The organism is Sphaerothrix gracilis Ecp01, assembly GCF_030405905.1.
Classification (GTDB): domain Bacteria; phylum Cyanobacteriota; class Cyanobacteriia; order Phormidesmidales; family Phormidesmidaceae; genus Sphaerothrix; species Sphaerothrix gracilis.
Genome location: NZ_JASATW010000021.1, coordinates 96,953 through 104,029, shown reverse-complemented (window position 1 = coordinate 104,029; position 7,077 = coordinate 96,953). Strand labels below are relative to the sequence as shown.

Sequence of the window (7,077 nt, the reverse complement as noted above, 5' to 3'; positions counted from 1 at the left end):
GGGCAATAATTTCAGGCACCTCGTAGGAATGAAGCTGCTGCACCCGCTCAGCTAGAGCAGTGAACTGGGCTAGGTCACTTTTGATCATGAGCTGCCATTCTGTCTCCTGCTGCACTTCTCCCTGCCAGCGATAGACCGACTGGATAGGCACGAGACTGACGCAGGCTGCCAAACGCTCTTGCACCAGAGCTGAAGCGATCGCGCTGGCTTCCGTTTCAGAACTGGCCGTGACCAGCACCACCCCGAGCTGAGTCATGACTAAAACCGCAACGCTACCGGAACAGGGCTAGCAGCATTTGCCGGAGACGACTCGGCTGACGGATAGGCTGTCAGAATATTTGGCAAAATGGCGTCTGATAGGTCGGTATCGTGCAGTTGGGCTTCGGTGAGGGAGGCTTCATAGAGGTTGGCCTGACTGCAATCAGCACGGCTCAGATTGGCGCGATCGAGGCGGGCTTTCCAGAGAGAGGCTTCGGTCAGGTTAGATCCGGCCAGGTTGGCCTCCGTCAGGTTCACCCCTCTGAGGCTGGCATGGGCTAAATTGGCGATCGCCAGGTTAGCGCCCTGCAAATTGGCCCCGTTGAGCTTGGCACTGCTGAGATTGATGCCGCTGAGGTTGAGATTTTGTAAATCGAGGCCGTTGAGGTAGGCGTTTTCAAAATTGACGTTGTCTAGACGGGTCTGGTCTAGCTCCGCTCCGCTGAGGCGAGCCCCGGATAGGTTAGCCCAGGACAGGTTAGCGCCCGATAGATTAGCGCCGCGTAGGTTGACGCCCTGCAGATTAGCGCCGCAGAGATTGGCATTGCGCAGATTGGCATCTCTGAGATTGGCCCCCCGCAGGTTGGCTCCGCTGAGGCGCGCGCCGGACAGATTCGCTTTCACTAAAAAAGCGCCTTTGAGGATGGCTTTGGTTAAATCGGCTGAAATTAACTGGCTTTCGCTCATCTTGACGTAGCTCAAATCAGCCCAGTGCAGTTCCGCCTGGCTGAGGTTGGCCTGAGTCAAGAAGGTGCGCCGCAGATAGGCTCCCGTGAGATTGGCCTTGGCCAAGTTCACAGAAACTAAGATACGGCTGTCTAAATTGGCTCCGTGGAGATGTACCCCCTCAAATTCGCGATATCCAGACTCGTATAGTTCGAGAAAGTAGCTCACGTGCATAGATTGACAGCGGTGAACGGGGCGATAGAGCGGTAGATCTAACAGGGGAATGAACACAATAAATCCCCAAACTTATTACGCTAAAACAGGTTTCTTGGTACATACACACCGTAGACGGCAACCTCTGCCTTTGCGGGCCGCACTTTAAGTTGATTGATAATTCAGCGAAAAACTTATTAGTCACTCATGGTTAGACAAATTAGCTTCATGCTTCTATGGATTGGATTCATTCTCTACGCCTTTTTATTGGCGCCTCCCGACCAGCCCGATACCTTCGAGCTGATTCAGCGACTCTCCACCGGAGACTGGGACGGTATTAACCCGCTGATCGTTGCCCTGTTTAATCTGATGGGGATTTGGCCCCTAGTCTATGCCTGTGTGGTGCTGATTGATGGACATGAACAAAAAATAGCCGCCTGGCCGTTTGTGATCGGTTCCTTCGGCGTCGGCGCTTTTCTGCTGCTGCCTTACCTGGCCCTGCGCCGCCCCCAGCCCACCTTTACAGGCGAAAAAAGTAGTCTGCTGAAACTCGTCGATTCTCGCTGGGTAGGAGGACTGCTGGCGATCGCCGCTTTCATTCTTCTAGCCTATGGCTTCACCCAGGGCAACTGGAACGATTTTGTCCAGCAGTGGCAAACCAGCCGCTTCATCCACGTCATGAGTCTAGATTACTGCCTGCTCTGGCTGCTGTTTCCGGCACTGCTGGGGGATGACATGGCCCGGCGCGGTATCAGCGATCGCCGCTGGCTTTGGCTGCTGCCAGTGATTCCGGTACTGGGAGCGGCAATTTATCTGACTATTCGCCCCCCACTGACAGCCGCAACGGCCTCATCCGGCAGCGATTCACCCATTGCCCCAACGGCGTAATCTGGCCACGCCGCCATTACTGAGCGTCCAGTTCGTCCCGCGCTGCCAGGTAGCCTCGGGCATAGGCGGTTGGCCCCAGGGTTTGGTGAATGGTGAACTCGCTGACTGCCGGATACAGGAAGATATCGGTGTAGCCTTCAGCGGTAGGCCACTTCCAGGGGTTAGGGGACATCTGGTTAGCTAAGAGCCGCTTCGGTACCCAGTAGTCGTTGAAGCGCCACAGATCCAGCGGCCCGTAGACGGTGATACCCGGCGGGGGAGCCTGCCCGGTCACCTGAGTATCGATTACCAATGGCTGCTGGGGTGAGCGGTGGCCGAGGCCGGTGGTATAGGTGAGGTTGTCTGGGTTAGCGCCTAGAGAAAACTGGTTAGCTAGCACTGCCGCCGCTAAATACTGGCGATCGCCCGTGAGCGCGTGAGCCCGCAAAAGCTGTACAGCCTCCGGCGCGCCAAAGCTGCCGCCCCAGCCTACGTTTTCATAAGCGTCAAACTTGCCCCAGTTGAAGCCCGTGCCGTTGACAATTTTTACTTGACTGTCGGCTAGCTGCAGCAGAGCGGCTCTGGCATTTTGCTGAATTTCAGCCTCAACCGGCAGCTCGCTCAGGCGGACATAGACAAAAGCGGCGTCAATGTGATCGTGGCTCTTACCCTTGCGAGCGCGAGCTTTCGGATCGGAGAACGCAGTAGTGTCAAGAAAAAGCTGGTGCCAGCGGCGATCGCCCGTAGCCCGGTACAGCTCCACCGCCGCCAGGTTGCGCTCGCTGCGAATCCGCCAGTCCACGTCTGCAGCTTCAGCATACTCAGCCTCGGCCCACGCCATTGCCCGCAGCGCACTTTGGCGGTAGGTGGCGGCTCGCGCTGGGTCATAGTCCTCTAGCAGATGGGCCGCCTGGGCCGCTACCCCGGTATAAAGGTAGCTCGACCACATATCCGGCCCGTAAACATAGGCGTCTGAAAACTCCTGCCAGCTCGCCGCAAAATTCGACGGGGGCCGATCGGATTCAATGCCGCCGCTGATGCCCCCATCCTCAGCCTGCAGTCGCCGGAAGAAATCCAGATTCCACAGAGCCTCATCCACCACGTCCGGCAGGGCATTGTCCGACTCCGGTAAATTCAGATCGGCCTCAGCAAAGTAGTCCGGGAACAGCTCGGCTAGCTCGATCAGCTGTCGTGATGCCACCACATGCTGAATCCGCCGATCCCAGTCCCCAGCATCGAACCAGCCGCCCCAGGCATTGGGCACCTGTTCCCCCGTATTCCCCGCTCGCAAGCCTTCGCGGGTGCTCAAGTCTCCCAGCTTTAAGCCTTCCCCGCTCTCGGTCAGGGTGTAGGTAGACTGGTAAATCTTCATGCCGTCGTCCGGGTGAAACGGACGGGGACGCTCTAGATCGGTGTAGGGGGGGCCTAGCTCAATGCCGCTGCGCTGGTGGTATAGCCCTCGCACCGAGGTGTAGAAAGCGGTCTGCCAAACGTCCTCTGCAACTTCAAAACTGAAAGAACAGCCAATTTTCTCTACGCAGAGCCGATAGGTTCCTGGTTCAGTAAAGTCGCTGAAGTCCATTCTGTAAACATCGGTGCCGTTGTAGTTGCGGCGCCTGTCTTCAGAGCGGTTGGCAGGCACTGAAAGGGCGGTCGTACCGCTATAGACTTTTTCAGCAGTAGACTGATTGACCAGCCAAAAAGTCAGACCCTCGCCATAGGCAAGACTTTCGCCGTTCCCCAGCCAGGTGGACAAAAAACCTACCTTAGCCGGATCGTCGGGGCGAAAACCTAAGTGGTTCACGTGAACGGCTTCGCTATGAATCTGGTCAGGCTGATACTCGAACTCAACGGGATCAAGCCCTAGCTCAGTCAGATCAACCGTGTAAGTTTCACCGACCTTCAGATCGTTGGGTAGATCTAAAAAGACGGTATGGGCCATCGGCCACTCGAACTTCCAGGGACCAACCCAGGCCATGCCCGTGGGCTTGCTCTTGCGATAGACGGCCTCTGGTGACTGGGAACGCCCTGAGCCTGTGACGATATAAGTAGCGGGCTGATCGGCTAGCGCTGTGTCGATCGCTTCTCCGGAAAACTGATCAAACTGAGTCAGTCTGTCCTGATCTGGCCCGACCACTGCGCCGATTAGCTCACCATCCCGCTGCAGCCAGCCCTTTTCCGGATTGGTAATTTTGTCGCCGGGTTGGGACCGGTAGGGAACCTGCTGGCCGCGCTCAATCTTGCCCGTGTCAATTCGGACAGCCAGCATATCCGGTCTGACCGGATAGATCTGCGTCACCCTTGGATCCCCCGTCTGCAAAGCGGACAGATTGGCGATCGCCGTGAGCAGACGCGTCCTATCGGGGACTAAATCCACCAGCCGTCGGGGAGCTGCCTCTCCGGCTGAGAACTTCCAGGCGATCGCGCTTACCCCTGCCAGCACCGTCAGCCCCAGCAGCACAGCAAATCTGCGGACTGGCGAGTGAGTCGCTGACTGATCGGTTGGCCCAGGCCGCTGACGTCCCATTGATGTTCCCTGCATTGAGTTCAATCTGAGAGAGGCAAACTAAACCGTATTTACTCTAGGCTACAAAATAAAAGTATTTCTCTGAATTGCTAAGACTTCAGCCAGCCGGCAAAAGTTGCCCGTTGCAGACTCAGCCATCCCTCGGGAAAGCTTTGTATCCTAGAAGCACCCCCAGCAGCCTCAATCGTAGCCGACTTGTAGAACAGGCAAAGCAAAACAGGCCCATCCATACCTATCAGCCCTCTCAAATTCACCGTCTATGCAGCCGCCTCAGCCCATCGAACGAGATTTAGTATTGCTCGGTGGCGGCCACACCCACGCCATTGTCCTCAGAAAATTTGGGATGCAGCCCATTGCCGGCCTGCGGCTAACCCTGATTACGAACCTGGTAGACACCCCCTACTCAGGCATGTTGCCCTGCCATATTTCCGGGCTTTATAATTTCGACGAATCCCACATTGACCTGCGCCCCCTGACCCGCTTCGCCAACTGTCGGCTGCTAATGGACGAGGCCATTAGCTTAGATCTGGCCAATCAGCAAGTCCTGTGCAAAGCACATCCGCCCATTGCCTACGATGCTCTCTCTATTGATATTGGCAGCACCCCCGCCACGGTCAACGTTCCCGGGGCCGCAGACTATGTCATTCCGGCTAAGCCCGTTCCCCAGCTCTTGCAGCAGTGGTGGCAGTGGCTAGCTGAAATAGAGACCGATCCAGCTCAGCCTAGAGTGTTGGGGATTGTCGGCGGCGGTGTCGGGGGTGTGGAGATTGCCCTAAACATGCAGGCGCGGCTGTGGCAAGCGCTAGAGCAAGCTGGACAGCCCCGCGATCGCGTCGCAATCCACCTCTTCCACCGGGGCGAGGCCGTGGCAACCGGGCGCAACCGCTGGACCCAAAAGCACCTGGCGCACTTATTTCAGCAGCGGGGAATTCACCTACACCTGCAGGAAAGCGTCACGGCGATCGAGCCGCTGCCTCATGACCAGCGGCAAGTGCGGTGCAAATCTGGACTGGCCGTCGCCTGCGATCGCGTCATTTGGGTGACTAGCGCTTCAGCCGCTCCCTGGATCCGAGAGTCTGGACTAGCCACTAACGAAAAAGGCTTCATTCAAACCCACGACACGCTGCAAACCCTGCGCCACCCCAACGTGTTTGCCGTGGGAGACATTGCCACAATGGTGAACCATCCCCGGCCCAAGGCCGGAGTCTTTGCGGTGCGGCAGGGACCGCCCTTATTTAAGAACCTACAGCGCTGGCTCACGGGGCAGCCCCTCAAGCCGTTTCGGCCCCAAAAGCAGTTCCTCAATATTATCGATACGGGGATGGGAACGGCGATCGCCTCGCGCGGCCCCTTAGCAGCAGAATCGCGCCTGTTTCGTTGGTGGAAAGACCGCATCGATCGCAAATTTATGCGACTGTTTACCGATTTTCCTGATATGGCGCAGCGAGCAGCTCCGAGCAGCCTTTCTGCTACCCGGCCCGCCCCAATGCCCTGTGCGGGCTGTGCCTCCAAAGTGGGGGGCGACGTGCTTTCCCAGGCGCTACGACGTTTGCAGCAGGATTTCCCTGATGCGGCAGACTGGCCCGCAGCCGCAGATGTGGTAGTGGGACTAGCCCATCCAGATGACGCTGCCGTGCTGCGAGTACCGACCGGACAGCTCTTGGTCCAGACCGTGGACTACTTCCGGGCACTGCTGGATGATCCCTACGTGTTCGGGCAGATTTGCGTCAACCACTGCCTCAGCGACCTGTTTGCGATGGGGGCCGTGCCGCAGAGCGTTTTGGCGATCGCCACCCTGCCTTACGGCACCACGGTAAAGCAGGCTGAGACGCTGTATCTGCTGCTAGCCGGAGCCTATACTGCCCTAGCCCAGTCAAAAACGCCCCTGATTGGCGGTCACACCACTGAAGGCCCTGACTTAGCTCTGGGCTTTACCTGCAATGGGCTGGTAGAACCCGATCGGCTGCTGCGCAAGGGCAATGCTCAGGTAGGAGACAGCCTAATTTTGACTAAAGCTGTCGGTACGGGAACGCTGTTTGCCGCTGACATGCAGTTGCAAGCTAAGGGCCGCTGGATTGAGGCGGCGGTAGATTCTATGCGGCAGTCTAACTACCAAGCCGCTCAGTGTCTTCTCCAACAGGGAGCAACGGCCTGTACTGACGTCACTGGCTTTGGGCTGGTAGGGCATTTGCTGGAGATGTTGCAGGCCTCTCAGGTCGGGGCTGAACTGGATTTAACAGTCTTGCCCGTACTGCTCGGAGCCAGAGAAACCCTAGCAAGCGGCATTGTCAGCTCGCTGCAGCCCCAGAACGCCAAGGCAGTCCTAGCGATTCAAAATCAAAGGGCCATTAGCCATCAGCCTGACTATCCGCTGCTGTTCGACCCGCAAACTTCTGGAGGACTGTTAGCCGCAGTGCCAGCGGCAAAAGCTGAGGCAGCGATCGCGGCTCTCCAAGCCTTGGGATACACTCACACCTGCAAGATTGGCACCATTACCACCGCCAGCAGCTCGGCCCAGCCGATTACAATCAAGGGGTGGTAACTAT

General features: G+C 57.4%; 5 protein-coding genes. 2 read left to right on the top strand and 3 right to left on the bottom strand.

The window, feature by feature from the left end; translation table 11 throughout:
- On the bottom strand, positions 1–256 hold a 256-nt coding region (gene cutA / locus QJQ48_RS20695; RefSeq protein ID WP_346293152.1), incomplete at its 3' end, for a divalent-cation tolerance protein CutA.
- A gap of 2 nt (positions 257–258) precedes the next feature.
- Entirely contained in the window at positions 259–1,158 is a 900-nt protein-coding gene (locus QJQ48_RS20690; protein WP_428843075.1) for a pentapeptide repeat-containing protein, read from the bottom strand.
- A gap of 186 nt (positions 1,159–1,344) precedes the next feature.
- Between QJQ48_RS20690 and QJQ48_RS20685 the strand changes: the two genes are divergently transcribed.
- Positions 1,345–2,025, top strand: coding sequence for a DUF2834 domain-containing protein (locus QJQ48_RS20685; protein WP_346293150.1), 681 nt, complete (start codon positions 1,345–1,347; stop codon positions 2,023–2,025).
- A 16-nt stretch (positions 2,026–2,041) separates the two neighbouring features.
- On the opposite strand, the gene QJQ48_RS20680 is transcribed toward QJQ48_RS20685, so the two are convergent.
- On the bottom strand, positions 2,042–4,531 hold the full coding sequence (locus QJQ48_RS20680; RefSeq protein WP_346293149.1) for a glycoside hydrolase family 9 protein: 2,490 nt from the start codon (positions 4,529–4,531) through the stop codon (positions 2,042–2,044).
- A 259-nt stretch (positions 4,532–4,790) separates the two neighbouring features.
- Between QJQ48_RS20680 and selD the strand changes: the two genes are divergently transcribed.
- Entirely contained in the window at positions 4,791–7,073 is a 2,283-nt protein-coding gene (gene selD / locus QJQ48_RS20675; RefSeq protein WP_346293148.1) for a selenide, water dikinase SelD, read from the top strand.
- Positions 7,074–7,077: the final 4 nt, after the last annotated feature.